This window comes from Enterobacter cloacae complex sp. P15RS (assembly GCF_014895905.1).
Classification (GTDB): domain Bacteria; phylum Pseudomonadota; class Gammaproteobacteria; order Enterobacterales; family Enterobacteriaceae; genus Enterobacter; species Enterobacter quasihormaechei.
Genome location: NZ_JADBQL010000042.1, coordinates 1 through 26,077 on the forward strand (window position 1 = coordinate 1; position 26,077 = coordinate 26,077).

The 26,077-nt window shown below is 50.9% G+C and carries 46 protein-coding genes; 7 read left to right on the forward strand and 39 right to left on the reverse strand.

Annotation, left to right across the window (positions count from 1 at the left end):
- Window positions 1–242 precede the first annotated feature (242 nt).
- Window positions 243–797 carry a gamma carbonic anhydrase family protein gene (locus tag IM267_RS20110; RefSeq protein ID WP_063450574.1) on the forward strand — a complete coding sequence of 185 codons (555 nt, stop codon included), beginning with the start codon at window positions 243–245 and terminating at the stop codon, window positions 795–797.
- Here the strand turns inward: IM267_RS20110 and IM267_RS20115 are convergent.
- The 6 genes from IM267_RS20115 to dprA are packed head-to-tail and all read right to left on the reverse strand — an operon-like array spanning window position 773 to window position 4,556.
- Complete coding sequence (locus IM267_RS20115) at window positions 773–1,021, reverse strand: DUF1488 domain-containing protein (protein WP_064910967.1); 249 nt, start codon at window positions 1,019–1,021, stop codon at window positions 773–775. The genes IM267_RS20110 and IM267_RS20115 overlap by 25 nt on opposite strands.
- The gene (gene aroE / locus IM267_RS20120) at window positions 1,018–1,836 is read right to left on the reverse strand and encodes a shikimate dehydrogenase (RefSeq protein ID WP_193034162.1); all 819 of its coding nucleotides are present in this window, start codon (window positions 1,834–1,836) and stop codon (window positions 1,018–1,020) included. The genes IM267_RS20115 and aroE overlap by 4 nt, the downstream gene beginning before the upstream one ends.
- 4 nt (window positions 1,837–1,840) lie before the next feature.
- Window positions 1,841–2,413, reverse strand: coding sequence for an L-threonylcarbamoyladenylate synthase type 1 TsaC (tsaC, locus tag IM267_RS20125; protein WP_193034163.1), 573 nt, complete (start codon window positions 2,411–2,413; stop codon window positions 1,841–1,843).
- A complete protein-coding gene (locus IM267_RS20130; RefSeq protein WP_064910972.1) occupies window positions 2,406–2,960 on the reverse strand; it encodes a type I DNA topoisomerase in 555 nt (184 codons plus the stop codon). Before IM267_RS20130 ends, tsaC begins: the two co-directional genes overlap by 8 nt.
- A gap of 26 nt (window positions 2,961–2,986) precedes the next feature.
- The gene (gene smg / locus IM267_RS20135; protein ID WP_000460665.1) at window positions 2,987–3,460 is read right to left on the reverse strand and encodes a DUF494 family protein Smg; all 474 of its coding nucleotides are present in this window, start codon (window positions 3,458–3,460) and stop codon (window positions 2,987–2,989) included.
- On the reverse strand, window positions 3,432–4,556 hold the full coding sequence (gene dprA / locus IM267_RS20140) for a DNA-protecting protein DprA (protein ID WP_193034164.1): 1,125 nt from the start codon (window positions 4,554–4,556) through the stop codon (window positions 3,432–3,434). The genes smg and dprA overlap by 29 nt, the downstream gene beginning before the upstream one ends.
- A 127-nt stretch (window positions 4,557–4,683) precedes the next feature.
- Here dprA and def point away from each other — a divergent pair, with 127 nt between their 5' ends.
- The 5 genes from def to mscL all read left to right on the forward strand — a co-directional run bounded on the left by def (window position 4,684) and on the right by mscL (window position 9,463).
- Window positions 4,684–5,193, forward strand: a complete 510-nt coding sequence (gene def, locus IM267_RS20145) for a peptide deformylase (protein ID WP_006812188.1) — start codon at window positions 4,684–4,686, stop codon at window positions 5,191–5,193.
- Window positions 5,194–5,217: 24 nt separating this feature from the next.
- A complete protein-coding gene (gene fmt, locus IM267_RS20150; RefSeq protein ID WP_193034165.1) occupies window positions 5,218–6,165 on the forward strand; it encodes a methionyl-tRNA formyltransferase in 948 nt (315 codons plus the stop codon).
- A 52-nt stretch (window positions 6,166–6,217) separates the two neighbouring features.
- Window positions 6,218–7,504, forward strand: a complete 1,287-nt coding sequence (gene rsmB / locus IM267_RS20155) for a 16S rRNA (cytosine(967)-C(5))-methyltransferase RsmB (RefSeq protein WP_193034166.1) — start codon at window positions 6,218–6,220, stop codon at window positions 7,502–7,504.
- Between the two features lie 22 nt (window positions 7,505–7,526).
- On the forward strand, window positions 7,527–8,903 hold the full coding sequence (trkA, locus tag IM267_RS20160; protein WP_003863337.1) for a Trk system potassium transporter TrkA: 1,377 nt from the start codon (window positions 7,527–7,529) through the stop codon (window positions 8,901–8,903).
- A 146-nt stretch (window positions 8,904–9,049) separates the two neighbouring features.
- Window positions 9,050–9,463, forward strand: coding sequence for a large-conductance mechanosensitive channel protein MscL (gene mscL / locus IM267_RS20165; protein ID WP_003863335.1), 414 nt, complete (start codon window positions 9,050–9,052; stop codon window positions 9,461–9,463).
- On the opposite strand, the gene IM267_RS20170 is transcribed toward mscL, so the two are convergent.
- The 31 genes from IM267_RS20170 to rpsJ form a co-directional block, all read right to left on the reverse strand.
- Window positions 9,464–9,679, reverse strand: a complete 216-nt coding sequence (locus IM267_RS20170) for an alternative ribosome-rescue factor A (protein WP_022649585.1) — start codon at window positions 9,677–9,679, stop codon at window positions 9,464–9,466. It abuts the gene before it with no gap.
- A 57-nt stretch (window positions 9,680–9,736) separates the two neighbouring features.
- Entirely contained in the window at window positions 9,737–10,162 is a 426-nt protein-coding gene (gene zntR, locus IM267_RS20175; RefSeq protein ID WP_193034167.1) for a Zn(2+)-responsive transcriptional regulator, read from the reverse strand.
- Window positions 10,163–10,164: 2 nt separating this feature from the next.
- Window positions 10,165–10,533 (reverse strand): DUF1992 domain-containing protein, encoded by a 369-nt coding sequence (locus IM267_RS20180; RefSeq protein WP_131638225.1) that lies wholly within the window; start codon window positions 10,531–10,533, stop codon window positions 10,165–10,167.
- A gap of 107 nt (window positions 10,534–10,640) precedes the next feature.
- Complete coding sequence (gene rplQ / locus IM267_RS20185; protein WP_001216368.1) at window positions 10,641–11,024, reverse strand: 50S ribosomal protein L17; 384 nt, start codon at window positions 11,022–11,024, stop codon at window positions 10,641–10,643.
- Between the two features lie 40 nt (window positions 11,025–11,064).
- Window positions 11,065–12,054: a DNA-directed RNA polymerase subunit alpha gene (rpoA, locus tag IM267_RS20190; protein ID WP_002919219.1), complete on the reverse strand. Its 990-nt coding sequence runs from the start codon at window positions 12,052–12,054 to the stop codon at window positions 11,065–11,067.
- Between the two features lie 25 nt (window positions 12,055–12,079).
- Window positions 12,080–12,700, reverse strand: coding sequence for a 30S ribosomal protein S4 (rpsD, locus tag IM267_RS20195; RefSeq protein ID WP_003863314.1), 621 nt, complete (start codon window positions 12,698–12,700; stop codon window positions 12,080–12,082).
- A 32-nt stretch (window positions 12,701–12,732) separates the two neighbouring features.
- Entirely contained in the window at window positions 12,733–13,122 is a 390-nt protein-coding gene (gene rpsK, locus IM267_RS20200) for a 30S ribosomal protein S11 (protein ID WP_003863312.1), read from the reverse strand.
- Between the two features lie 16 nt (window positions 13,123–13,138).
- Window positions 13,139–13,495, reverse strand: a complete 357-nt coding sequence (gene rpsM, locus IM267_RS20205) for a 30S ribosomal protein S13 (RefSeq protein ID WP_003863308.1) — start codon at window positions 13,493–13,495, stop codon at window positions 13,139–13,141.
- Window positions 13,496–13,641: 146 nt separating this feature from the next.
- Window positions 13,642–13,758: a 50S ribosomal protein L36 gene (gene rpmJ, locus IM267_RS20210; protein ID WP_000868187.1), complete on the reverse strand. Its 117-nt coding sequence runs from the start codon at window positions 13,756–13,758 to the stop codon at window positions 13,642–13,644.
- A 31-nt stretch (window positions 13,759–13,789) separates the two neighbouring features.
- Window positions 13,790–15,121: a preprotein translocase subunit SecY gene (gene secY / locus IM267_RS20215; protein ID WP_003863305.1), complete on the reverse strand. Its 1,332-nt coding sequence runs from the start codon at window positions 15,119–15,121 to the stop codon at window positions 13,790–13,792.
- Window positions 15,122–15,128: 7 nt separating this feature from the next.
- Window positions 15,129–15,563 carry a 50S ribosomal protein L15 gene (gene rplO, locus IM267_RS20220; protein WP_003863304.1) on the reverse strand — a complete coding sequence of 145 codons (435 nt, stop codon included), beginning with the start codon at window positions 15,561–15,563 and terminating at the stop codon, window positions 15,129–15,131.
- Between the two features lie 3 nt (window positions 15,564–15,566).
- A complete protein-coding gene (gene rpmD / locus IM267_RS20225) occupies window positions 15,567–15,746 on the reverse strand; it encodes a 50S ribosomal protein L30 (RefSeq protein ID WP_003863301.1) in 180 nt (59 codons plus the stop codon).
- 6 nt (window positions 15,747–15,752) lie between these two features.
- Window positions 15,753–16,253 (reverse strand): 30S ribosomal protein S5, encoded by a 501-nt coding sequence (gene rpsE / locus IM267_RS20230; RefSeq protein ID WP_003863299.1) that lies wholly within the window; start codon window positions 16,251–16,253, stop codon window positions 15,753–15,755.
- 14 nt (window positions 16,254–16,267) lie between these two features.
- Entirely contained in the window at window positions 16,268–16,621 is a 354-nt protein-coding gene (rplR, locus tag IM267_RS20235; protein WP_003863297.1) for a 50S ribosomal protein L18, read from the reverse strand.
- 9 nt (window positions 16,622–16,630) lie between these two features.
- Window positions 16,631–17,164, reverse strand: coding sequence for a 50S ribosomal protein L6 (gene rplF / locus IM267_RS20240; RefSeq protein ID WP_003863296.1), 534 nt, complete (start codon window positions 17,162–17,164; stop codon window positions 16,631–16,633).
- Window positions 17,165–17,176: 12 nt separating this feature from the next.
- The gene (gene rpsH / locus IM267_RS20245) at window positions 17,177–17,569 is read right to left on the reverse strand and encodes a 30S ribosomal protein S8 (protein WP_006178918.1); all 393 of its coding nucleotides are present in this window, start codon (window positions 17,567–17,569) and stop codon (window positions 17,177–17,179) included.
- Window positions 17,570–17,599: 30 nt separating this feature from the next.
- A complete protein-coding gene (gene rpsN / locus IM267_RS20250; RefSeq protein WP_003863291.1) occupies window positions 17,600–17,905 on the reverse strand; it encodes a 30S ribosomal protein S14 in 306 nt (101 codons plus the stop codon).
- Between the two features lie 14 nt (window positions 17,906–17,919).
- The gene (gene rplE, locus IM267_RS20255) at window positions 17,920–18,459 is read right to left on the reverse strand and encodes a 50S ribosomal protein L5 (RefSeq protein ID WP_022649589.1); all 540 of its coding nucleotides are present in this window, start codon (window positions 18,457–18,459) and stop codon (window positions 17,920–17,922) included.
- 14 nt (window positions 18,460–18,473) lie between these two features.
- Complete coding sequence (gene rplX, locus IM267_RS20260; RefSeq protein WP_003863287.1) at window positions 18,474–18,788, reverse strand: 50S ribosomal protein L24; 315 nt, start codon at window positions 18,786–18,788, stop codon at window positions 18,474–18,476.
- 10 nt (window positions 18,789–18,798) lie between these two features.
- Window positions 18,799–19,170: a 50S ribosomal protein L14 gene (rplN, locus tag IM267_RS20265; protein ID WP_002919748.1), complete on the reverse strand. Its 372-nt coding sequence runs from the start codon at window positions 19,168–19,170 to the stop codon at window positions 18,799–18,801.
- A gap of 166 nt (window positions 19,171–19,336) precedes the next feature.
- Window positions 19,337–19,591, reverse strand: coding sequence for a 30S ribosomal protein S17 (rpsQ, locus tag IM267_RS20270; protein WP_002438707.1), 255 nt, complete (start codon window positions 19,589–19,591; stop codon window positions 19,337–19,339).
- Window positions 19,591–19,782 carry a 50S ribosomal protein L29 gene (rpmC, locus tag IM267_RS20275; protein WP_003863282.1) on the reverse strand — a complete coding sequence of 64 codons (192 nt, stop codon included), beginning with the start codon at window positions 19,780–19,782 and terminating at the stop codon, window positions 19,591–19,593. The genes rpsQ and rpmC overlap by 1 nt, the downstream gene beginning before the upstream one ends.
- A complete protein-coding gene (gene rplP / locus IM267_RS20280) occupies window positions 19,782–20,192 on the reverse strand; it encodes a 50S ribosomal protein L16 (protein WP_002919759.1) in 411 nt (136 codons plus the stop codon). Before rplP ends, rpmC begins: the two co-directional genes overlap by 1 nt.
- A 12-nt stretch (window positions 20,193–20,204) precedes the next feature.
- Complete coding sequence (gene rpsC / locus IM267_RS20285; RefSeq protein ID WP_000529945.1) at window positions 20,205–20,906, reverse strand: 30S ribosomal protein S3; 702 nt, start codon at window positions 20,904–20,906, stop codon at window positions 20,205–20,207.
- 17 nt (window positions 20,907–20,923) lie between these two features.
- The gene (gene rplV / locus IM267_RS20290; protein WP_002919773.1) at window positions 20,924–21,256 is read right to left on the reverse strand and encodes a 50S ribosomal protein L22; all 333 of its coding nucleotides are present in this window, start codon (window positions 21,254–21,256) and stop codon (window positions 20,924–20,926) included.
- Between the two features lie 14 nt (window positions 21,257–21,270).
- On the reverse strand, window positions 21,271–21,549 hold the full coding sequence (gene rpsS, locus IM267_RS20295) for a 30S ribosomal protein S19 (protein WP_001138117.1): 279 nt from the start codon (window positions 21,547–21,549) through the stop codon (window positions 21,271–21,273).
- 16 nt (window positions 21,550–21,565) lie between these two features.
- A complete protein-coding gene (gene rplB, locus IM267_RS20300; protein ID WP_000301859.1) occupies window positions 21,566–22,387 on the reverse strand; it encodes a 50S ribosomal protein L2 in 822 nt (273 codons plus the stop codon).
- A gap of 17 nt (window positions 22,388–22,404) precedes the next feature.
- Window positions 22,405–22,707 carry a 50S ribosomal protein L23 gene (gene rplW, locus IM267_RS20305; protein ID WP_000617546.1) on the reverse strand — a complete coding sequence of 101 codons (303 nt, stop codon included), beginning with the start codon at window positions 22,705–22,707 and terminating at the stop codon, window positions 22,405–22,407.
- Complete coding sequence (rplD, locus tag IM267_RS20310; RefSeq protein ID WP_000424395.1) at window positions 22,704–23,309, reverse strand: 50S ribosomal protein L4; 606 nt, start codon at window positions 23,307–23,309, stop codon at window positions 22,704–22,706. Before rplD ends, rplW begins: the two co-directional genes overlap by 4 nt.
- Before the next feature lie 10 nt (window positions 23,310–23,319).
- A complete protein-coding gene (gene rplC, locus IM267_RS20315; RefSeq protein ID WP_003863274.1) occupies window positions 23,320–23,949 on the reverse strand; it encodes a 50S ribosomal protein L3 in 630 nt (209 codons plus the stop codon).
- 32 nt (window positions 23,950–23,981) lie between these two features.
- Entirely contained in the window at window positions 23,982–24,293 is a 312-nt protein-coding gene (rpsJ, locus tag IM267_RS20320) for a 30S ribosomal protein S10 (protein WP_001181005.1), read from the reverse strand.
- A 380-nt stretch (window positions 24,294–24,673) separates the two neighbouring features.
- On the opposite strand from rpsJ, the gene IM267_RS20325 reads away from it, so the two are divergent.
- A complete protein-coding gene (locus IM267_RS20325; protein ID WP_193034168.1) occupies window positions 24,674–25,147 on the forward strand; it encodes an A24 family peptidase in 474 nt (157 codons plus the stop codon).
- Here IM267_RS20325 and bfr read toward each other — a convergent pair.
- Complete coding sequence (gene bfr / locus IM267_RS20330) at window positions 25,131–25,607, reverse strand: bacterioferritin (protein ID WP_003863270.1); 477 nt, start codon at window positions 25,605–25,607, stop codon at window positions 25,131–25,133. The genes IM267_RS20325 and bfr overlap by 17 nt on opposite strands.
- A gap of 72 nt (window positions 25,608–25,679) precedes the next feature.
- Window positions 25,680–25,874: a bacterioferritin-associated ferredoxin gene (gene bfd / locus IM267_RS20335; RefSeq protein ID WP_003863268.1), complete on the reverse strand. Its 195-nt coding sequence runs from the start codon at window positions 25,872–25,874 to the stop codon at window positions 25,680–25,682.
- Window positions 25,875–26,077: the final 203 nt, after the last annotated feature.

The following is a 26,077-nucleotide window of genomic DNA, read 5'->3' on the forward strand; positions in this document are numbered from 1 at the left end:
CTCTTCAACCGACCGGGTTGTCTGTGAAGTGATTCACATCCGCCGTGTCGATGGAGGCGCATTATAGGGATCCCAGTTTTTAGCACAAGTATTTTTTAGATCTTTTTTTCCAACTGCTGATTTTCCGTGCTTTTCGCTGAAAACCCACCCGATCCGCTTAAAAATTGACGCATTTTGCCTTGCCTCGATCCCCGATTACGATCAAAGTCTTCTTTATAGCGCTCATTTATATCGAGGTAGATATGTTTGCAGTATTACGCCCTTATAAAGATCTGTACCCCCAACAAGGCGATCGCGTGATGATCGATGCCAGCAGCGTGGTTGTGGGTGATGTCCGCATGGCCGATGATGTCAGCATCTGGCCACTCGTCGCGATCCGGGGCGATGTTAACTACGTTGCAATCGGTGCACGCACCAATATTCAGGACGGCAGCGTGCTGCATGTGACGCATAAATCATCTTACAACCCGGAAGGCAATCCGCTCATCATTGGGGAAGATGTTACCGTCGGTCATAAGGTGATGCTCCACGGCTGCACGATCGGTAACAGGGTTCTCGTTGGGATGGGATCGATTTTGCTGGATGGCGTCATAGTAGAAGATGACGTAATGATCGGCGCAGGGAGCCTTGTTCCGCAAAACAAACGCCTGGAAAGTGGCTATCTCTATTTAGGCAGCCCGGTTAAGCAGATCCGCCCCTTAAAAGAAGCGGAAATCGAAGGATTGAAATACTCAGCGAACAATTACGTTAAATGGAAAAATGACTATCTGGATCAGGATAACCAGACCCAGCCCTGATCGTCTTCCTGCTGATCGCGGATCAAATCGCTGGCTTCCTCTTCCAGATCCCAGCGATTTTCGCTAAAGACCGCTAACGCATCTGATCCCCCAAAGCGCTGGAGCAGCGTTTCCCCTTTAATCGCACAGGTTAGCTGCATTCCATGCACCAGCACCGGGAAGCAAACCGCTTGCCTGTTCTCATCCCAGATTTCTCTGTCGGGAAAATGAATCGCCTGATTCACGCCATCAGTTCCTGTTTCAGTTTTTCAATCACCGGCTCTACAGAGGGTAACATGCCATGCCAGAGTAACACCGCATGAGCCGCCTGCCCCACCAGCATGCCCAGACCATCAGCCATATGTTTTGCTCCCTGTTGTCCGCACCAGTTCAGAAAAGGCGTCATACCCTTTTGATAGAACATGTCATAGGCACAGATTTGGGAATGAATCAGGGACGCGGGAATAGCAGGGATCTCTCCATTAATACCGCTGGAGGTGGCATTAATCACAAGGTCAAATTCGTGACCCGCGAGCTCATCAAGCGCTAGCGCAGTGACGCTGCCAGTATGTGCGAATAACGCCGCCAGCTCTTCTGCTCTGGAGAAAGTCCGGTTGGTAATCGTCACCGCACAATCCAGAGAAAGGAGAGGAAGCAATACGCCGCGCGAGGCGCCACCCGCACCGATCAGCAGGATCCGAAAGCCTGGTTTAATAAACGACAGTCGCTCCAGATCGCTGAGCAAACCAATGCCGTCGGTGTTATCGCCCAGAAGGCGACCATCTTCGAGCCGCTTAAGCGTATTAACGGCACCGGCGAGCGACGCACGCTCGGTCAGCTCATCCGCACGCCCGAAAGCCTCTTCTTTAAAAGGCACCGTCACATTCGCACCTTTACCACCCGCATCAAAAAAGCCATTTAGCGTCGGTATAAATGCATCAACAGGCGCAAGGACCCGACCATACGGATGATCTATCTGCAATTGCTCTGCAAACAGCTGATGGATCAGAGGCGACTTGCTGTGCGCGATCGGGTTACCAAATACAGCGTAGGTTTCCATCACATTATCCCTGGCGAAAACGTTCGCCGGTCAAGGCATCGCGAATTTCTGACGGGTTAAGACGACCACCGGTTTCACCGACGGCTACCGGGAAATCATTCCCGAATTGCGCCAGAACTTCTTCGGTTGTCCGACAAGGCGGAAGCCCGGTCAGGTTGGCGCTGGTAGAAACCAAAGGTTTACCAAATGCCTGGCATAGCGCCACCACCAGCGGATGGTCGGTGACACGTACCGCAAGTGAATCGAAACGCCCGGTTAACCAGCGCGGCGTTGTCGGCTGTGCAGGAAAAACAAACGTCACGGGACCAGGCCACGCAGAAAAAATGGTTTCCCGCTGTGCAGGTGTCAGCATGGAATCATCAATATAGGGTTTAAGCTGCTCGTAATTCGCAGCGATCAGAATCAATCCTTTTTCGACAGGCCGCTGTTTAAGCGCCAGCAGCCGGCTAACGGCAACCTCGCTGTCAGGATCGCACCCGACCCCAAAAACGGCTTCTGTTGGATAGGCGATGACTTCTTCTTTTTTCAGGGTTTCCACCGCCTGAGCGATGGAGCCTGATGGCAGGTTATTATTCACTGATTTGATCCGCCGAAACCGGCTTTCCACATTGTTTACTGGCGCAAAAGCGTTTCATGCCTTGCGCGGTTTTCTTCTCTATAAGTAACGGATAATCGCAATGAGAGCAGACGCCCGCTACTGGTTTGAAATTGATAACGAACTGGCATTCAGGATAGCGATCGCATGAATGGAAGGTTTTGCCATAACGAGAGCGGCGCTGCACCAGCTGACCACGCTGGCACTGAGGGCAGGCAATTGCCGTTTCATCTGGCTTATCAATTTGTTCCGTATGCTCACATTCCGGGTAGCGACTGCATCCGATAAACATCCCGAAACGCCCCTGCCGCAGCGCCAGTTCACCGCCACAGAGAGGGCAAAGCTGCCCCTCCAGAATTTTGACGATATGTCCGTCCGCCTGGCTTTTCAGGGGACGGACATAATCACATTCCGGATAGTGTGAACAACCGAGAAACGGACCGTGTTTCCCGGACCGAATAACAAGTTCAGCCCCGCACTGTGGGCAGGGCTCGTTTTTATGCACCGTAAAGAGTGCTGATTTGGCCATAACAACTCTTGTTGCTGCACGTAGAATTAATGCAGCATACCTTCATTCACTTCAAAGAGTAATTCTTCCATTTGCTGATAGGCGTTTTCACAACCCGGAATGTTGAACAGAACCATCAGGATCACCCATTTCAGATCTTCCAGTTCAAACTCAGCAGTATCCAGCGCCATGACGCGCTCTATCACCATCTCTCTCGTTTCGAGGTTTAGCACCTGAATCTGCTCGAGGAATAAGATGAATCCCCGGCAGCTGGCATCCAGCCTTTCACACTCTTCAGCTGTATAGATGCGCACAGACAATGGGTCAGAAGCAAGCTGCATCGGTTCGGCGAGGCCGTCCTGATAATCAGCCAACTTATCCAGCCACATCAACGCATTATAGATATCTTCCCGCTCAAAACCTGCGTCGGTCAGATCCCGTGTTAATTTGTCCTGATCCACCTGCATTTCTGCTTCGTTGTGGATGTAAGTCTCAAACAAATACATCAGTACGTCGAACATGGCATGCCCTCCTTATTCGGACATAGCCGCCGGGTACAGCTGCGATCCACCCTGCTAACTCCAGTTCGAGTAGCTGTGCTACCGTTACTGGCACAGGTTGGCCGGCACGTTCAGCGACAACGTCAACAGGTGTTACCTCATCTCCTACGTTAGCCAGGAGCTTGGGAAATGGCAATGCTACGGCCTCCTGATCCGATGAAATATGTCGCTTTTGGCGATTATCCTGCAACCAATGCAATCCATACTGCAAATTTTCCAGGATATCCTCTTTACAGGTCACCAGCGTTGCCCCCTGTTTTATCAGCCAGTGAGGGCCTTCGCAGCCGGGGTTCCCCAACGGGCCGGGCAGCGCAAAAACTTCACGCCCCTGCTCCAGCGCGCACCTGGCGGTCACCAGCGATCCACTTCGAATCGCAGCTTCAACCACCAGCACGCCCTGGCTTAACCCGCTGATGATCCGGTTACGCCGTGGAAAGTTACCCGGTCTGGGCGATGTTGAGAGTGAAAACTCAGACACTATCGCCCCCTCTGAAGCGATAAGTTGCTCAGCCAGAACGTGATGACGACGCGGGTAGAGACTAAAAAGACCATTGCCAAGCACGGCGACACTTTGCCCTTTTGCTGTCAACGCCGCATGATGTGCGACACCGTCGATGCCGCAAGCCAGGCCACTGGTGATCGTAAAGCCACATTGAGAGAGCTGTTCACTGAGAATTTTTCCCCACCGCACGCCATACCATGAGGGCGCACGGCTGCCCACAACCGCAAGCTGCATGCTGTTAAGCACGTCAACGCGGCCTCGCACAAATAGCGCCCCGGGAAAATCAGGGATCAAACGTAACAATGGCGGGAAGCGAGGATCGTCAGCCGTGAGAAGATGGTTGTCTGCGTGCTCCAGCCATTCCAGGCTACGTTCAAGTTCACTCTCACTGAATGAAAAAAACTTTGCGACATGTTTGGCCGAAAGCCCTGCCTCTTTGACAGCGTCAGCATCAACGATAGCCTTGCGAAGCAACCGCTGCGCGGTTTCCAGCATCGCATCACCGTATAACGATCCGATGTTTATAAGCCGTAACCATATCTCTGTGGACGTCATCCTTTTCCCTGCCATAAGCAGCCTCAGCAATCTTTGCGATTGGTCACTGATGCTGTCAATCGACCGGGGATTTGTCTAGAATAGAAGTAATATTCTTTTCAACTCCTGAACACGACTCTGGAAATTTATGGCAGTTTTGCAAGTGTTACATATTCCTGACGAGCGCCTTCGCATCGTCGCGGAACCGGTTAAAGAAGTGAATGCAGAAATTCAGCGTATCGTCGATGATATGTTCGATACCATGTACGCTGAAGAAGGCATTGGCCTGGCGGCGACCCAGGTAGACATTCACAAGCGTATTATCGTGATCGACGTTTCTGAAAATCGCGATGAGCGCCTGGTGCTGATCAACCCTGAACTGCTTGAAAAAAGCGGCGAAACAGGTATTGAGGAAGGCTGTCTGTCCATCCCTGAACAGCGCGCTTTGGTGCCTCGTGCCGAAAAAGTTAAAATTCGCGCACTGGATCGTGACGGCAATCCGTTTGAACTGGAAGCCGACGATCTGCTGGCGATTTGCATTCAGCATGAGATGGATCACCTGGTCGGTAAACTGTTTATCGATTACCTCTCACCACTGAAACAACAGCGTATTCGTCAGAAAGTAGAGAAACTGGATCGTTTGCGTTCTCGCGCATAACGCCCCCCGGATACAAGGAATAACGTGTCTACATCACTACGTATAATCTTCGCGGGTACCCCTGATTTTGCAGCGCGTCATCTCGACGCGCTGTTATCGTCTGGTCATCAGATCGTTGGCGTATTCACTCAGCCGGACCGTCCGGCTGGCCGCGGTAAAAAACTGATGCCTGGCCCGGTTAAAGTACTGGCAGAAACGCATGGTTTACCGGTATTCCAGCCAGCGTCATTACGACCTCAGGAAAACCAGCATTTAGTGGCAGACCTGAATGCCGACGTGATGGTGGTTGTGGCTTATGGCCTCATTCTGCCGAAAGCGGTTCTCGATATGCCCCGTCTGGGCTGTATTAACGTCCATGGTTCCTTGCTCCCACGCTGGCGTGGTGCGGCCCCAATTCAGCGCGCTCTGTGGGCAGGCGATGCTGAAACAGGCGTTACAATCATGAAGATGGACGTAGGTTTAGACACTGGCGACATGCTGTATAAACTGGCGTGCCCCATTACCGCAGAAGATACCAGCGCCACGCTGTATGACAAGCTGGCGGATCTCGGCCCGCAGGGGCTGATTGAGACGTTGCAACAGCTTGCTGACAATACAGCGAAACCTGACGTTCAGGATGAGGCGCAGGTGACCTATGCTGAAAAGCTGAGTAAAGAAGAAGCCCGGATCGACTGGTCTCTGTCAGCAGCTCAACTCGAACGCTGCATCCGCGCCTTTAACCCGTGGCCGATGAGCTGGTTGATGATTGATGAGCAGCCAGTGAAAGTCTGGAAAGCTTCCGTTATTAACGGCAATACCTCGGCAGAGCCCGGTACGATTATCGACGCCAGCAAAAACGGTATTCAGGTTGCGACCGGAGAAGGGATCCTGAATCTTGAATCGCTGCAACCGGCCGGTAAAAAGGCGATGAGCGCGCAGGACCTGTTAAATTCCCGTCGTGAATGGTTCATCCCTGGCAATCGCCTTGCCTGAACGCATTTACTCTTAAAGCCCGGTGTGTCCGGGCATTTTTATTTTTACGGTTATGAAAAGACAAAATCTACGCACCATGGCGGCTCAGGCCGTTGAGCAGGTTATCGAGCAGGGCCAGTCACTGAGTAATGTCCTGCCTCCACTGCAACAAAAGGTTTCCGATAAAGACAAAGCCCTGCTTCAGGAGCTTTGCTTTGGCGTTCTGCGCACCCTTTCTCAGCTTGAATGGTTAATCAACAAGCTGATGTCACGCCCGATGAGCGGCAAGCAGCGCACCGTGCATTATTTAATCATGGTCGGTTTCTATCAGCTTCTGCATACCCGCATTCCTCCTCATGCCGCGCTGGCTGAGACAGTGGAGGGAGCCGTTGCGATTAAACGTCCTCAGTTGAAAGGACTGATCAACGGCGTGCTGCGTCAGTTCCAGCGTCAGCAGGACGAACTGCTGGCAGAATTTGCGCAAAGCGAAGCGCGCTTCCTGCACCCTGAATGGCTGCTGAATCGCCTTAAAAAAGCCTACCCACAGCAATGGCAAGAGATCGCTGATGCCAATAATCAACGTCCGCCGATGTGGTTACGCGTCAATCGTAACCATCACACGCGCGACGCATGGCTGGCCCTGCTGGAAGACGCCGGGATGAGTGGCTTCACTCACGCTGCTTATCCTGATGCGGTTCGTTTAGCCTCCCCTGCTCCGGTACACGCATTACCCGGCTTTGACGAAGGCTGGGTAACGGTACAGGATGCATCCGCTCAGGGCTGCATGACCTGGCTTGAACCGAAGGACGGGGAGCAAATCCTCGATCTCTGTGCAGCACCAGGGGGTAAAACAACGCACATTCTGGAAGTGGCGCCGCAGGCCAGCGTGATGGCCGTAGATGTTGACGAGCAGCGCCTGTCACGCGTCTACGACAACCTCAAACGTTTGGGTATGAAAGCGCAGGTTAAGCAAGGCGATGGACGCAAACCCGCAGACTGGTGTGGCGATACCCGGTTCGATCGCATTTTGCTCGACGCCCCCTGCTCGGCAACCGGCGTTATTCGTCGTCATCCCGATATTAAATGGCTGCGTCGCGATCGTGATATCAAGGAGCTTGCCCAGCTGCAATCCGATATTCTGGATGCCATCTGGCCGCACCTCAAACCCGGCGGAACCCTGGTGTATGCAACCTGCTCCGTTCTGCCGGAAGAGAACAGTCAGCAAATTGCGGCTTTCCTGAAACGCACCCCGGATGCCGCGCTGCACGCTACAGGTACGCCTGAGCAACCGGGTCTGCAAAACCTGCCCGGTGCAGAAGAGGGTGATGGCTTCTTTTACGCTAAGCTAATCAAAGAGTGATGTTGAGAACAGGTCACGAACGATGAAAATTATCATTCTGGGCGCAGGGCAAGTTGGCGGAACGCTGGCGGAAAACCTCGTGGGTGAAAACAACGATATCACCATTGTGGATACCAATGGCGATCGTCTGCGCGTTTTGCAGGACAAGTTTGACCTCCGCGTTGTTCAGGGGCACGGCTCTCATCCACGTGTACTCCGGGAAGCGGGCGCGGACGATGCCGACATGCTGGTTGCAGTAACCAGTTCTGATGAAACCAACATGGTTGCTTGTCAGGTGGCCTACTCGCTTTTCAACACCCCGAACCGCATCGCCCGCATTCGTTCCCCGGACTATGTCCGGGATGCGGAGAAGCTGTTTAATTCCGAAGCGGTGCCCATCGACCATCTTATTGCGCCAGAACAGCTGGTTATCGACAGTATTTATCGTCTGATTGAGTATCCGGGCGCGTTGCAGGTTGTGAACTTTGCTGAAGGAAAAGTAAGCCTGGCGGTCGTGAAGGCCTATTACGGCGGCCCGCTGATTGGTAATGCCCTGTCGACAATGCGCGAGCATATGCCCCATATCGATACGCGTGTTGCGGCTATTTTCCGTCACGACAGGCCTATCCGTCCGCAAGGTTCCACCATTGTCGAAGCCGGAGATGAAGTCTTCTTTATAGCGGCGTCTCAGCATATCCGCGCGGTGATGAGTGAGCTACAGCGTCTCGAAAAACCGTATAAACGTATTATGCTGGTCGGCGGCGGTAATATTGGCGCAGGCCTGGCGAGACGACTGGAAAAAGACTATAGCGTGAAGCTGATCGAACGAGATCAGCAGCGCGCGTCGGAGCTGGCTGAAAAACTCCAGAATACCATCGTGTTTTATGGCGATGCCTCGGATCAGGAATTGCTGGCCGAAGAGCATATCGATCAGGTCGATCTTTTTATTGCCGTCACCAACGACGACGAAGCGAATATTATGTCCGCCATGCTCGCCAAGCGTATGGGAGCAAAAAAAGTGATGGTGCTTATTCAGCGTAAGGCGTATGTCGATCTGGTACAGGGAAGCGTGATTGATATTGCTATTTCACCTCAGCAAGCCACCATTTCTGCGCTGCTAAGCCACGTGCGTAAAGCGGATATCGTCGGCGTTTCGTCCCTTCGTCGTGGTGTTGCAGAAGCCATTGAAGCCGTTGCGCACGGGGATGAAACAACGTCGCGCGTTGTCGGTCGTGCGATCGACGAAATTAAACTTCCACCTGGCACCATTATCGGCGCCGTTGTGCGAGGTAACGATGTCATGATCGCCAATGATAATTTACGTATCGAGCAGGGGGACCACGTTATTATGTTCCTAACCGATAAAAAGTTTATTACCGACGTCGAGCGTTTATTCCAGCCAAGTCCATTCTTCCTGTAAGGATCCGGGTGCTCCATCGAGAGCACCCGAATATTAACCTTTTAATTTTCATGCCTTTTATTTTGCATAGCGATTATTTATCCCCAATGGCAATTAGCTAATCATTTGTTAAACTTATAGGCGTCAGCTGGCACAAGGAGAACATAATGAGTTTTATTAAAGAATTTCGCGAATTTGCGATGCGCGGGAATGTGGTGGATTTGGCTGTGGGTGTCATTATTGGTGCGGCGTTCGGTAAGATCGTTTCATCGTTAGTCGCCGACATTATTATGCCGCCGTTAGGGCTGTTGATTGGAGGCATTGATTTCAAACAATTCGCCTTCACCCTGCGGGAAGCTCAGGGCGATATCCCTGCGGTTGTAATGCACTATGGCGTTTTCATTCAGAACGTTTTTGATTTCGTGATTGTGGCATTTGCCATTTTCATGGCCATCAAACTTATCAACAGACTTAACCGTAAAAAAGAAGAACCGGCTGCTGCCCCGCCAGCACCCACTAAAGAAGAAGTCTTGCTGACTGAAATTCGCGATCTGTTAAAAGAACAGAATAATCGCGTTTAATCAGGCGAGAGAAACAGAAAGGCCAGTGGTAAAAAAGCGATTCGCTTGCTTGCCACTGGCCTCCCAGTTACCCCGTTGTGCATGTTTACCTTTACGCAAATAACTGCCTTTCCCTTTTTTGTTCTTCTCAACACGCTGTCTGAAAAGCGGGTCGTGAAGCAATGCCTCAATGGCGTTATCCTTAATTTGTCCCTTAGTATGCTGATAGCGGCTCATCATTTCTCCTGAGCATAGTTAATGTCGGCTGGAGTCTAGACCCTGCCTGATAAAAAATCAACAACCCTGAGTTTCATTACTCGCCCCCTGCTCAAGTGCTTCCAGAATTGAGCAATAAACGCTGCTGTGAGCAGTACCGCAGCACGCGTCATTCAGCCTTTGCAGAGACCGCTGCATGGCTTGCAGCTCCTGAATTCGTGCTTCAACTTCATCCAGCCTGGCCTTCACGATGCTTTTCGATTCCTGACACGTGTGATGTTCAGGATCGATACGGATCGACAGCAGTTCACGGATCGACTCCAGCGTGAAGCCGAGCTGCCGTGCATAGCGGATAAAACGCAGGCGTTGCAGGTCGTTATCCGTATAAAGGCGAAATCCACCTTCCGTTCTGACCTCATGATCGATCATCTGCTGCTTTTCGTAATAGCGGATAGTATCCGGCGTTACGTTAGCAAGTTTCGCAAGTTCACCTATGCGGTACATGGCTACTCCTCGTTTATTTTTTGCCTTAACCTTTCACTGTATTCGCCATGTAAAAAGTCGGTGTTCATTCCCGTCTGGCGAAGCTTTAGCTCAATAAGCGCTAAACGACGACTGATTTCGGAGTACCGGGGGTCGTCCTTATGAATGCCTTTAAGCAGATCGGCAAGCTCGACGGCTTCATTGCGTTGCTGAAGTTCAGGAGGTAAACAGCCTGCATTTTTCAGTAAGCGATAGCCGGCGCGTAAGTCGGTTGGAACATGTGAATCATCATCCAGCATCAGCGGTTCACCGCTACCGGGAAGATTGTCGAACTCGCCTTTGTTTTGGGCATCAGAAATATGGCGTTCAGCCCACTGATCGAGCAACCACATAATGAACTCCAGGGGATGAGCAGAAAAGATACAGACATTGTAGATAAGTGGTGATTCTGCGGATATAAAAAAACCCGCCGAGGCGGGTTTTTTTACGTTACTACAGATTACTCTGCAGCAGCTTCTGCTTTCTCTGAACGATCAACCAGCTCGATGTAAGCCATCGGCGCGTTGTCGCCTGCACGGAAGCCACACTTCAGAATGCGAGTGTAACCACCGGCACGGCTCGCGAAACGCGGGCCCAGTTCGTTAAACAGTTTTGCCACGATCTCGTTATCACGAGTACGGGCGAATGCCAGACGACGATTAGCAACGCTGTCAGTCTTGGCAAGAGTAATCAGCGGCTCAACTACGCGACGCAGCTCTTTCGCTTTAGGCAGGGTCGTCTTGATGATTTCATGACGAACCAGTGAACCTGCCATGTTGCGGAACATAGCCTGGCGATGGCTGCTGTTGCGGTTCAGTTGACGACCACTCTTACGATGGCGCATGACCTTATCCTTCTCAGTAAAACCTTAACCTGTGATCCGGTTACTCGTCAGCAATGCTTGCCGGTGGCCAGTTTTCCAGGCGCATGCCCAGAGACAGACCACGTGAAGCCAGCACGTCTTTAATCTCGGTAAGAGATTTTTTACCCAGGTTCGGCGTTTTCAGCAACTCAACCTCGGTACGCTGTACCAGATCACCGATATAGTGGATAGCTTCTGCCTTGAGGCAGTTAGCAGAGCGGACAGTCAATTCCAGATCGTCAACAGGGCGCAGCAGGATCGGATCGAATTCTGGTTTCTCTTCTTTCACTTCCGGCTGACGTACATCACGTAAGTCAACGAAAGCTTCCAGTTGTTCTGCCAGGATGGTTGCCGCACGACGAATCGCCTCTTCAGGATCGATTGTGCCATTGGTTTCCATTTCGATGACCAGCTTGTCCAGGTCGGTACGCTGTTCTACACGCGCTGCTTCAACATTGTAGGCAATACGCTCTACAGGGCTGTAGCATGCGTCGACCAGCAGACGGCCGATTGGGCGCTCATCTTCTTCCGAATGAATTCGGGCAGAAGCCGGCACATAACCACGACCGCGCTGAACTTTGATACGCATGCTAATCGCTGCGTTCTCATCGGTCAGGTGGCAGATCACGTGCTGCGGCTTGACGATTTCAACATCACCGTCGTGGGTGATGTCGGCTGCAGTCACAGGGCCAATGCCAGATTTATTCAGAGTAAGAATAACTTCATCTTTACCCTGAACTCTCACCGCCAGCCCTTTCAGGTTGAGCAGGATTTCAAGGATATCTTCCTGAACGCCTTCTTTGGTGCTGTACTCATGAAGTACACCATCAATCTCAACCTCGGTCACCGCGCAACCCGGCATCGATGAGAGCAGAATACGGCGCAGTGCGTTACCCAGAGTATGGCCAAAGCCACGCTCTAAAGGCTCAAGGGTCACCTTGGCGTGCGTCGAACTCACTTGCTCGATATCTACCAGGCGCGGTTTTAGAAACTCTGTCACAGAACCCTGCATTGTGTCCTCTCTTTGGTACTAAGCTTTACTTGGAGTAAAGCTCGACGATCAGGTGTTCGTTAATGTCCGCAGACAGATCAGAACGTTCTGGCTGACGCTTGAACGTACCTTCCATCTTGCCAGCATCAACTTCCAGCCAGGTTGGCTTTTCACGCTGCTCAGCCAGCTCCAGAGCGGCTTTCACGCGAGATTGCTTTTTCGCTTTCTCACGAATGCTAACAACGTCATTCGCTTTAACCTGATAAGAAGCGATGTTAACAACACGACCGTTTACCATGATTGCTTTATGGCTAACCAGCTGGCGTGATTCAGCACGAGTCGCGCCGAAGCCCATACGGTATACAACGTTGTCCAGACGACCTTCCAGCAGAGCCAGCAGGTTTTCACCTGTGTTGCCTTTCAGACGTGCTGCTTCTTTATAGTAGTTACGGAACTGACGCTCCAGCACACCGTAGATACGGCGAACTTTTTGCTTTTCACGCAACTGCACACCATAGTCAGACAGACGCGGTTTACGCGCACCGTGCTGGCCAGGAGCTTGTTCAATTTTACACTTGGTATCGATCGCGCGAACGCCAGACTTAAGGAATAAGTCGGTGCCCTCACGACGGCTCAGCTTGAGCTTAGGACCCAAATATCTTGCCATTTTCTATCTCCAACTAACCTAAAAAACGAGCGTTATACGCGACGTTTTTTCGGCGGACGACAACCGTTATGAGGGATCGGAGTCACATCAGTAATATTCGTGATGCGGAAACCAGCGGCGTTCAGAGCGCGAACAGTAGATTCACGACCCGGACCCGGACCTTTAACCATAACTTCCAGATTCTTGATGCCGTATTCTTTTACGGCTTCAGCGCAACGCTCTGCTGCAACCTGAGCTGCGAACGGAGTGGATTTGCGAGAACCACGGAAACCGGAACCACCGGCTGTTGCCCAACCCAATGCGTTACCCTGACGATCAGTAATAGTAACGATGGTGTTGTTGAAAGAAGCATGGATATGAGCCACGCCGTCAGAGACTTGTTTTCTTACACGTTTACGTGCACGAACTGGTGCCTTTGCCATTATTCAATCACCCCGATTATTTCTTGATCGGTTTGCGCGGACCCTTACGGGTACGTGCGTTGGTCTTAGTACGCTGACCGCGCACTGGCAGACCACGACGATGACGCAAACCGCGATAGCAACCAAGATCCATCAGGCGCTTGATGCTCATGCTGATTTCACGGCGCAGATCACCTTCAACGACAAATTTGGCAACTTCGTCACGCAGCGTGTCGATTTGTTCTTCAGACAGCTCACTGATCTTAACATCTTCAGCGATACCCGCTGCAGCCAGAATGGCTTTAGAACGGGTCTTGCCGACGCCGTAGATCGAAGTTAATGCGATCACAGCATGTTTCTGATCAGGAATGTTAATGCCTGCTATACGGGCCACTATGCACTCCTACTATTTAATATGTACGCACCATGCTGAAAAGCCCGTTTTCAGGATACTCAAATGGAAACGTACAGACATACAAAAGATTGGCTGGCTAATCTAGCCAGCTCAACCCAACTTTGCAAGAAAAATATGCGAAATAATCAGCCTTGGCGCTGTTTATGCTTCGGCTCGGCACTGCAAATCACACGGATGACACCATCACGCTTAACGATTTTGCAGTTACGGCATAATTTCTTGACGGAAGCACGAACTTTCATTTTTACTCTCCGTAACTTCTCAGGCGACCAGTTAGCGGCCGTAGCCTTTCAGGTTCGCCTTCTTCAATGCAGACTCATACTGACTGGACATCATCAGAGTTTGCACTTGAGCCATAAAGTCCATAATCACGACAACAACGATAAGCAGTGAGGTCCCACCGAAGTAGAACGGTACTTTCATTGCATCACGCATGAACTCCGGGATCAGGCAGATAAAAGTAATATAAAGCGCACCAACCAAAGTCAGGCGAGTCATTACTTTATCGATATACTTCGCCGTTTGCTCTCCCGGACGAATTCCTGGTACAAATGCACCGGACTTCTTCAGGTTATCTGCTGTTTCACGCGGGTTGAAGACCAACGCCGTGTAGAAGAAACAGAAGAAGATGATCGCAGACGCATAGAGTAACACATAAAGTGGTTGCCCAGGCTGCAAATACAGCGAAATTGTTGTCAGCCAGTTCCAACCAGTACCGCCCCCGAACCATGACGCGATGGTTGCCGGGAACAGAATAATACTGGAAGCGAAGATAGCCGGGATAACCCCCGCCATATTCACTTTCAGCGGTAAATGTGTGCTCTGTGCAGCATAGACACGACGACCCTGTTGACGCTTAGCGTAGTTCACCACAATGCGGCGTTGACCACGTTCAACGAAGACAACAAAGAACGTCACTGCAAATACTAATACTGCAACCAACAGCAACAGGAGGAAGTGCAGGTCGCCTTGACGCGCTTGCTCGATAGTATGGGCGATGGCCGGCGGGAGACCCGCAACGATACCGGCGAAGATAATGATTGAGATACCGTTACCGATACCTCGTTCAGTAATCTGTTCGCCGAGCCACATCAGGAACATGGTCCCTGTGACCAGACTAACAACAGCGGTGAAATAGAATGCAAAGCCTGGGTTTAATACCAGGCCCTGCATACCAGGCATATTCGGAAGACCGGTAGCAATACCGATCGACTGGAATATTGCCAGCACCAGAGTGCCGTAACGGGTGTACTGGCTAATCTTACGACGTCCAGACTCCCCTTCTTTCTTCAGCTCTGCCAGGGCCGGATGAACGACCGTCAGCAGCTGGATAATAATCGATGCCGAAATGTACGGCATAATACCCAGCGCGAAAATAGAAGCACGGCTGAGAGCACCACCAGAGAACATGTTGAACATTTCAATGATGGTGCCTCGCTGTTGCTCAAGCAGTTTGGCAAGTACAGCGGCATCAATACCAGGGATCGGAATAAAAGAGCCAATACGGAACACAATCAGCGCGCCGATTACAAACAGCAGTCTGCGTTTCAGCTCGCCAAATCCACCTTTGGCACTTTGAAAATCTAATCCCGGTTGCTTAGCCATCTGCTACTTATTCCTCAATTTTACCGCCAGCAGCTTCGATAGCAGCACGAGCACCTTTAGTAACACGCAGGCCACGAACAGTTACCGGAGTAGAAACTTCACCAGCCAGGATCACTTTCGCGAACTCGATCTGGATACCGATAATGTTAGCCGCTTTCAGCGTGTTCAGGTCTACAACGCCGCCTTCAACTTTCGCCAGGTCAGACAGACGGATTTCCGCTGTGATCGCTGCTTTGCGAGAGGTGAAGCCGAACTTCGGCAGACGACGGTACAGTGGCATCTGGCCACCCTCGAAACCGCGACGTACGCCACCGCCAGAACGAGAGTTCTGACCTTTGTGACCACGACCACCGGTTTTGCCGAGGCCAGAACCGATACCACGACCCAGGCGTTTACCCGCCTTTTTAGAGCCTTCGGCCGGAGACAGAGTATTTAAACGCATCTCTTACTCCTCAACTTTAACCATGAAGTAAACCGCGTTGACCATACCACGAACAGCAGGAGTATCCTCGCGCTCAACGGTATGACCAATACGACGCAGACCCAGGCCAAGCAGCGTTGCCTTGTGTTTCGGCAGACGACCGATTGCACTGCGGGTTTGAGTGATTTTAATAGTCTTTGCCATGGTCAATTACCCCAGAATTTCTTCAACGGATTTACCACGCTTGGCAGCGACCATTTCTGGAGAATTCATATTTTCCAGGCCATCAATAGTTGCACGAACCACGTTGATCGGGTTGGTGGAACCATATGCTTTAGCCAGAACGTTATGAACTCCAGCAACTTCCAGAACGGCGCGCATTGCACCACCGGCGATGATACCGGTACCTTCGGAAGCTGGCTGCATGAATACACGAGAACCCGTGTGAACACCTTTAACTGGGTGTTGCAGGGTACCGTTGTTCAGCGCGACGTTAATCATATTGCGACGGGCTTTTTCCATCGCTTTCTGGATCGCTGCTGGAACTTCACGCGCTTTACCGTAACCAAAACCAACGCGACCGTTACCATCACCAACTACAGTCAGAGCTGTGAAGGAGAAAATACGACCACCTTTAACGGTTTTAGATACGCGGTTTACCGCGATCAGCTTTTCCTGCAGTTCGCCAGCCTGTTTTTCGATGTGAGCCATCTTACACCTCTACCTTAGAACTGAAGGCCAGCTTCACGGGCAGCATCTGCCAGTGCCTGGACACGACCATGATATTGGAACCCGGAACGGTCAAAGGAAACATTGCTGATGCCTTTTTCCAGAGCGCGTTCTGCAACAGCTTTACCTACAGCTGCAGCGGCGTCTTTGTTACCGGTATACTTCAATTGTTCTGAGATAGCTTTTTCTACAGTAGAAGCAGCTACCAGAACTTCAGAACCGTTCGGTGCAATTACCTGTGCGTAAATATGACGCGGGGTACGATGTACCACCAGGCGAGTTGCACCCAGCTCTTTGAGCTTGCGGCGTGCGCGGGTCGCACGACGGATACGAGCAGATTTCTTATCCATAGTGTTACCTTACTTCTTCTTAGCCTCTTTGGTACGCACGACTTCGTCGGCGTAACGAACACCCTTGCCTTTATAAGGCTCAGGACGACGGTAGGCGCGCAGATCTGCTGCAACCTGACCGATCAGCTGTTTATCAGCGCCTTTCAGCACGATTTCAGTCTGAGTCGGACATTCTGCAGTGATACCGGCCGGCAGCGGATGCTCAACAGGGTGTGAGAAGCCCAGAGACAGGCCTACTGCATTCCCTTTGATAGCTGCACGATAACCTACACCAACCAGCTGAAGCTTTTTAGTGAAGCCTTCGGTAACACCAACAACCATTGAGTTCAGCAGGGCACGCGCGGTACCAGCCTGAGCCCATCCATCCACGAAACCATCACGTGGACCGAAGGTCAGAGCGTTATCTGCATGTTTAACTTCAACAGCTTTGTTGAGGGTACGAGTCAGCTCGCCGTTTTTACCTTTGATCGTAATAACCTGACCGTCGATTTTTACATCAACGCCGGCAGGAATAACGACCGGTGCTTTAGCAACACGAGACATTCTTTCCTCCGATTAGGCTACGTAGCAGATAATTTCGCCACCAAGACCAGCCTGGCGCGCTGCACGATCAGTCATAACACCTTTAGAGGTAGAAACAACTGCGATACCAAGACCAGCCATTACTTTTGGCAGCTCATCTTTTTTCTTATAGATGCGCAGGCCTGGGCGGCTGACACGCTGAATGCTTTCTACAACAGCTTTACCCTGGAAATACTTGAGAGTAAGTTCCAGTTCCGGCTTGGTGTCGCCTTCAACTTTAAAATCTTCGATAAAACCTTCTTCCTTCAGCACGTTGGCAATTGCCACTTTCAGCTTGGCGGAAGGCATGGTGACCGCAACTTTGTTCGCGGCCTGACCGTTACGGATACGGGTCAGCATATCCGCGATCGGATCTTGCATGCTCATCTGTCTTTACTCCCGTGATTCAATTGGTAATTACCAGCTAGCCTTTTTCAAGCCTGGTACTTCACCGCGCATGGCGGCTTCACGCAGTTTGATACGGCTCAACCCAAACTTGCCCACATAACCATGTGGACGACCTGTTTGACGACAGCGGTTACGCTGACGAGACGGGCTGGAATCACGCGGCAGAGACTGCAGCTTGAGAACCGCATTCCAACGATCTTCGTCGGAAGCGTTCACATCAGAAATGATCGCTTTCAGTTCAGCGCGTTTAGCGAAGAATTTATCAGCTAAAGCTACGCGCTTTACTTCGCGTGCTTTCATTGATTGCTTAGCCATTCAGTAACCCTACCTTACTTGCGGAACGGGAAGTCAAAGGCAGCCAGCAGAGCACGGCCTTCTTCGTCAGATTTCGCAGTAGTGGTAATGGTAATATCCAAACCACGCACGCGGTCGACTTTATCGTAGTCGATTTCTGGGAAGATGATCTGCTCACGGACACCCATGCTGTAGTTACCACGACCGTCGAAAGACTTAGCGGACAAGCCACGGAAGTCACGGATACGTGGAACAGCAATAGTGATCAGGCGCTCAAGGAACTCCCACATGCGTTCGCCACGCAGAGTTACTTTACAGCCGATCGGATAGCCCTGACGGATTTTGAAGCCTGCAACAGATTTGCGTGCTTTGGTGATCAGCGGTTTTTGACCGGAGATTGCTGTCAGGTCAGCTGCTGCGTTATCCAGCAGTTTCTTGTCAGCGATCGCTTCACCAACACCCATGTTCAGGGTGATCTTCTCGACCCGAGGGACTTGCATGACAGAATTGTAGCTAAACTCAGTCATGAGTTTGTTAACTACTTCGTCTTTGTAGTAATCATGCAGTTTCGCCATCGTACTACTCCAAATTACTTGATAGTTTCGCTGTTAGACTTGAAGAAACGGACTTTTTTGCCGTCTTCGAATCTAAAGCCTACACGGTCAGCCTTACCGGTAGCCGCATTGAAGATTGCAACGTTAGAAACCTGAATAGCAGCTTCTTTTTCAACGATGCCGCCTGGTTGGTTCAGGGCCGGAACCGGCTTCTGATGTTTCTTAACCAGGTTGATACCTTCAACGACAAGTTTGCCGGAAGACAGAACATTTTTTACTTTACCGCGTTTACCTTTATCTTTACCGGTTAACACGATAACTTCGTCATCACGACGGATTTTCGCTGCCATGATTCGCTCCTTAGAGTACTTCTGGTGCCAGAGAGATAATTTTCATGAACTTCTCAGTACGAAGTTCACGAGTTACCGGCCCAAAGATACGCGTGCCGATAGGCTGCTCGCTGTTATTGTTTAAAATAACGCATGCATTACCATCGAAGCGAATGACAGAACCGTCAGGGCGACGAACACCCTTCTTGGTGCGCACCACTACCGCCTTCAGCACATCACCTTTTTTGACCTTACCACGTGGAATTGCTTCCTTGATGGTGATCTTGATGATGTCGCCTACGCCTGCGTAGCGACGGTGCGAGCCACCCAGAACCTTGATACACATTACGCGACGTGCACCGGAGTTGTCGGCGACGTTCAGCATAGTCTGTTCTTGGATCATTTTAGTGCTCCGCTAATGTCAACTACTACCTGAGACTCTAAAATCAGAGCCGTTAAAAAGCCCCATATCGAGGGCGCGGCATTATAACACCGCTTCTGCAATATGGGTAGAAAAAATAAACGGCTCATCGCTGAGCCGTTTATTCGTATTGAGAATGCGTACTCTATTACAGAACCGCTTTCTCTACAACGCGAACCAGCGTCCAGGACTTAGTCTTGGACAGTGGACGGCATTCACGGATTTCAACCTTGTCGCCGATACCACATTCGTTGTTCTCGTCATGTACGTGCAGTTTGGTCGTACGCTTGATGAATTTACCGTAGATCGGGTGTTTCACAAAACGTTCGATAGCTACAACAATGGATTTCTCCATTTTATCGCTAACAACACGACCTTGCAGAGTACGGATTTTATCGGTCATTACGCACCCGCCTTCTGAGTCAGTAAAGTCTTAACGCGCGCAACATTGCGACGCACTTGCTTCAGCAGGTGAGTCTGTTGCAGCTGGCCACTTGCAGCCTGCATACGCAGGTTGAACTGCTCACGCAGCAGGTTCAGCAGCTCAGCGTTCAGCTCTTCAACGCTTTTTTCACGCAGCTCTTTTGCTTTCATTACATCACCGTCTTAGTTACAAAGGTGGTTTTGATAGGCAGTTTCGCTGCTGCCAGGCCGAAGGCTTCACGGGCCAGCTCTTCCGGAACACCGTCCATTTCATAAAGGACTTTGCCCGGTTGGATCAAGGCAACCCAGTACTCCACGTTACCTTTACCTTTACCCATACGAACTTCCAGTGGCTTCTCGGTGATCGGTTTGTCCGGGAAAACACGGATCCAGATCTTACCTTGACGCTTAACTGCACGGGTCATTGCACGACGTGCTGCTTCGATCTGACGTGCAGTCAGACGACCACGGCCAACAGCTTTCAGACCGAAAGTGCCGAAGCTAACATCCGTACCCTGCGCCAGACCACGGTTGCGGCCTTTGTGCACTTTACGGAATTTTGTACGCTTTGGTTGTAACATCAGCGACGCTCCTTATTTACGGCCTTTACGCTGCTGCTTTTTAGGTTGAGCAGCCGGTTTTTCCGGTTGTTCAACAGCAGCCATACCACCCAGGATCTCACCTTTGAAGATCCATACCTTAACGCCGATTACACCGTAAGTGGTGTGCGCTTCAGAGGTGTTGTAGTCGATGTCAGCACGCAGAGTGTGCAGCGGTACGCGACCTTCGCGGTACCATTCGGTACGTGCGATTTCCGCGCCGCCCAGACGGCCGCTAACTTCAACTTTGATACCTTTAGCGCCCAGACGCATTGCGTTCTGTACAGCACGCTTCATAGCACGACGGAACATAACGCGACGTTCCAGCTGAGAAGTGATGCTGTCAGCAACCAATTTAGCGTCCAGTTCAGGCTTACGAACTTCAGCGATATTGATCTGTGCAGGAACGCCAGCGATATCCGCTACGACCTTGCGCAGTTTTTCTACGTCTTCGCCTTTCTTACCGATAACGATGCCAGGGCGAGCAGTGTGAATAGTCACACGGATGCTCTTAGCTGGACGCTCGATAACGATACGAGATACAGACGCTTTAGCCAGTTCCTTAGTCAGGTACTGACGTACTTTAAAATCGCTGTCCAGGTTGTCAGCGAATTCTTTGGTGTTCGCAAACCAGGTAGAGTTCCATGGTTTTACAATACCCAGGCGAATACCATTAGGATGTACTTTCTGACCCATTGCTAGTCTCCAGAGTCTCAGCGATCGGACACAACCACAGTAATGTGGCTGGTGCGCTTCAGGATGCGATCTGCACGACCTTTCGCACGCGGCATAATGCGCTTCATGCTTGGGCCTTCATCTACGAAAATTTTCGCGACTTTCAGATCGTCGATGTCAGCGCCATCGTTGTGTTCAGCGTTAGCAATGGCAGATTCCAGTACTTTCTTGACCAATACCGCAGCTTTCTTGTTGGTATAGGTCAGGATGTCCAGGGCCTGCGACACTTTCTTACCGCGAATCAGGTCAGCAACAAGGCGAACCTTCTGTGCAGAAGAACGAGCATGGCGATGTTGAGCTAAAGTTTCCATCTCTTCCTCCTACCTTATTTCTTCTTCGCTTTTTTATCAGCAGCGTGGCCGCGATAAGTACGAGTCGGTGCGAATTCACCCAGTTTGTGACCAACCATTTCGTCGGTAACAAAGACTGGAACGTGCTGACGACCATTATGGACAGCGATGGTCAAACCGATCATGTTAGGAAAGATCGTTGAACGACGGGACCAAGTGCGCAGGGGCTTCTTGTCTCCGCTTTCCACCGCTTTCTCTACCTTCTTCAGCAAGTGCAGGTCAATAAAAGGACCTTTCTTGAGAGAACGTGGCATGGCTTATCCTCTAAAATTATTTGCTACGGCGACGTACGATAAATTTATCAGTACGCTTGTTGCTGCGGGTCTTCTTACCTTTGGTCTGAACGCCCCACGGAGTTACCGGGTGCTTACCAAAGTTACGACCTTCACCACCACCATGTGGGTGATCGACTGGGTTCATCGCAGTACCGCGAACGGTAGGACGAACACCACGCCAGCGTGCAGCACCAGCTTTACCCAGAACGCGCAGCATATGCTCAGCATTGCCAACTTCGCCCAGAGTAGCGCGGCAGTCTGCTTCGACTTTACGCATTTCACCAGAACGCAGACGCAGGGTGACATAAGCACCGTCACGCGCAACGATCTGAACGTAAGTACCCGCGGAACGCGCCAGCTGACCGCCTTTACCTGGTTTCATTTCTACGTTATGAACGGTAGAACCAACCGGGATATTGCGCATCGGCAGGGTGTTGCCTGCTTTGATTGCAGCATCAACGCCAGACTGAATCTGGTCGCCAGCTTTCAGGCCTTTAGGGGCCAGGATGTAACGGCGTTCGCCATCTTTGTACAGAACCAGCGCGATGTTCGCGGAACGGTTCGGATCGTACTCAAGACGCTCAACAACTGCTGGGATACCGTCTTTGTTGCGTTTGAAGTCAACAATACGATAAGCCTGCTTGTGGCCACCACCGATGTGACGAGTGGTGATACGGCCATTGTTGTTACGACCACCGGATTTGCTGTTTTTTTCCAGCAACGGAGCAAAAGGTTTGCCCTTGTGCAGCTCAGGGTTAACCACTTTAACTACGTGGCGACGACCCGGAGATGTCGGTTTACATTTAACAACTGCCATTGTATTACTCCTCCGACTTACTCAGCGCCGCCAACGAAGTCCAGGTTCTGGCCTTCTTTCAGGGTGACGTAAGCTTTTTTCCAGTCGCTACGACGACCGATACGCTGTCCGTGACGTTTAACTTTCCCTTTAACTACCAGGGTGTTAACGACTTCGACTTCGACTTCAAACAGTTTCTGCACAGCAGCTTTGATTTCTGCTTTGGTCGCGTCTTTAGCAACTTTGAGAACGATGGTGTTTGTTTTTTCCATCGCAGTAGACGCTTTTTCAGAAACGTGCGGTGCGCGCAGCACCTTCAGCAGACGTTCTTCACGAATCATGCCAGCATCTCCTCAACTTGCTTAACAGCATCAGCAGTCATTACGACTTTGTCGAAGGCGATCAGGCTAACCGGGTCGATACCAGTCGCGTCGCGTACGTCAACCTTGTGCAGGTTACGCGCGGCCAGGAACAGGTTCTCGTCCAGCTCACCGGTGATGATCAGCACATCTTCCAGAGCCATGTCTTTCAGTTTCTGTGCCAGCAGCTTAGTTTTAGGCGCTTCAACAGAGAACTTCTCGACAACGATCAGACGATCCTGACGTACCAGTTCGGACAGAATGCTTTTCAGCGCGCCGCGGTACATCTTTTTGTTAACTTTTTGACTGTGGTCCTGTGGACGCGCAGCGAAGGTCACGCCACCTGAACGCCAGATCGGGCTCTTGATAGAACCTGAACGCGCACGGCCGGTACCTTTCTGGCGCCATGGCTTTTTGCCAGAACCAGTTACTTCAGCACGAGTCTTCTGAGCACGAGTACCCTGACGAGCACCAGCTGCATAAGCAACAACAACCTGGTGAACCAGCGCTTCGTTGAAATCACGACCGAAGGTAGTTTCGGAAACAGTCAGCGCGCTCTGCGCGTCTTTCAATACTAATTCCATTGCTATCCCCTTACGCCTTCACAGCTGGTTTAACGATCAGGTCGCTACCGGTTGCACCCGGGACCGCACCTTTAACCAGCAGCAGGTTGCGCTCAGCGTCAACACGTACTACGTCCAGGCTCTGAACGGTTACACGTTCGTTACCCAGCTGACCTGCCATTTTCTTGCCTTTGAATACTTTGCCCGGAGTCTGGTTCTGACCGATAGAACCCGGAACGCGGTGAGACAAGGAGTTACCGTGGGTAGCGTCCTGGGTACGGAAGTTCCAGCGCTTAACGGTACCAGCAAAACCTTTACCTTTAGAGGTACCGGTTACGTCAACTTTTTTAACGTCAGCAAACAGCTCAACGCTAATGTCCTGACCTACGGTGAACTCTTCGCCTTCAGCAAGACGGAATTCCCACAGACCACGGCCAGCTTCAACGCCAGCTTTAGCGAAGTGACCCGCTTCTGGTTTGGTTACACGGTTAGCTTTTTTAGCACCAGTGGTAACCTGAATAGCGCGGTAGCCATCGTTAGCCAGATCTTTAACCTGAGTAACGCGGTTTGCTTCAACTTCGATTACGGTTACTGGGATAGAAACGCCATCTTCAGTGAAGATGCGGGTCATACCCACTTTTTTACCGACTAAACCAATCATTGTTTCAACCTCTCAATCGCTCGATGACCTGATTAACCCAGGCTGATCTGCACGTCTACACCGGCAGCCAGATCCAGACGCATCAGAGCATCAACGGTTTTCTCAGTTGGCTCAACGATGTCAACCAGACGCTTGTGAGTGCGGATTTCGTACTGATCACGCGCATCTTTGTTAACGTGCGGAGAGATCAGAACGGTAAAGCGCTCTTTGCGGGTCGGCAGCGGGATCGGACCACGGACTTGCGCACCAGTGCGCTTAGCAGTCTCGACGATTTCCGCGGTTGATTGATCGATCAGACGATGATCAAACGCTTTAAGGCGGATACGGATTCTTTGGTTCTGCATGAGACCAGAGCTCCAATTATTTTATAAACGAAAATGATTACTCCTCAAACCCATTACGATTGATGGGAGAGTGTAACCGTTCTTACGTAGCTCCCCAATTGGGAGCATTGTTGAGTAACAAAGTGAGCTACTCTGGTTCAGATTGAACCCGCCGTCAATTACGACAAGCCCGCGCATTATACGTAAATCTGGGCAAGACGCAAGTGCCGTTTAGAAATTAAGCGCTAAAGGCATAGTGTGCGTGTGACCACGCAACCTTTTCTGCAACAGCTCTCGTCTCACCGCTTTTCCTGAAGCGGCTACGCAACTGCGGATTTTGCACATTGCCGGGCACAGGGATTAGAAAGAATATGCGCTCAAATCCTTTTGAGGCCTGTGCCATGTTAATGACCCTCCCCTTTCTGCTGATCTATTTTTCGCTATCGGCCTTGCTGGTACGCGCTGATATTCGCGATGGGCTCCTTCCCGACCGCTTGCTCTGCCCGCTGCTCTGGACGGGCCTGCTTTACCAGCTTTGTCTCCATCCTGATTTTTTACCAAGCGCGGTGGTGGGTACGATGACAGGCTATGTTGGATTCGCCGCCATCTATTGGGGCTATCGGCTTGTCTGCCAACGTGAAGGAATGGGGTATGGCGATGTAAAATATCTGGCGGCGCTGGGGGCATGGCACGGCTGGTGTGCGCTCCCAATACTGGCGTTAGTGGCCGCATTGATGGCACTGCTATACCTGACGGGTTTATCGTTAATCAACCCAGATAAAGGGGCATTAAAAAACCCACTGCCTTTTGGGCCATTTCTGGCGGCAGCGGGTTTATGTGTTGGCTGGGAAAGCCTGATTAACTTTCCACTTTGATCTGAGACTGGAGATAGTTCTGTAGGCCAATTTTGCTGATGAGATCCAGTTCGGTTTCCAGCCAGTCGATATGCCCTTCTTCATCGGCCAGGATCTGGATCATCATATCGCGGCTGACGTAGTCATGTACGCTATCTGCATAGGCAATGGCTTCACGCAAGTCTTTTGCGCCCTCCAGCTCCAGCCGGAGATCGGAACGCAGCATCTCTTCGACATCCTCGCCGATGCCCAGTTTTCCCAGATCCTGTAGGTTAGGGATGCCTTCAAGGAATAAAATACGCTCAATGTATTTATCGGCGTGTTTCATTTCATCAATGGACTCATGGTATTCCACATCGTTGAGGCGAGTCAGTCCCCAGTTCTTGAACATTCTTGCATGGAGAAAATACTGATTGATTGCGACAAGCTCATTTCCCAATAATTTATTGAGATAACTTATGATTTTAACATCACCTTTCATTATATAGTCCCTCCGCTTCCACTCATTGAAGCGTAGAACGGGCTACGGGGATGTCAAAAAAAAGATAGAGGCTTACGCGATCTCTTTGAATTCCGGGATCTGCATCAGTTCGTCCTGCATGATCTCACGCGCTGCGCGAACGCATTTACCGCATTGATTTCCCACCGGAACAAACTTGCGAAGCTGCTGGAATGATTGTGGCTGAAACTGGCGAACGGCCTGACGAATTTTTTTGTCGCTTACACCATTACATAAACAAACGTACATAAAGACTCCCGTTCAAAATATGCGCAAAGTGTAAGTGAGAATGGTTATGATTACAATAGCACATACGCCAGGATACGGGCCGGGAGCGGTTAAAAAATGCGAAAGTTTGTGACAGGGAAAAGGTCAGAAAATAAAAAAGGACGCCGAAGCGTCCTTTTTATTTCAGGGATAATTAATTAGCCCAGAACTTTAGCAACAACGCC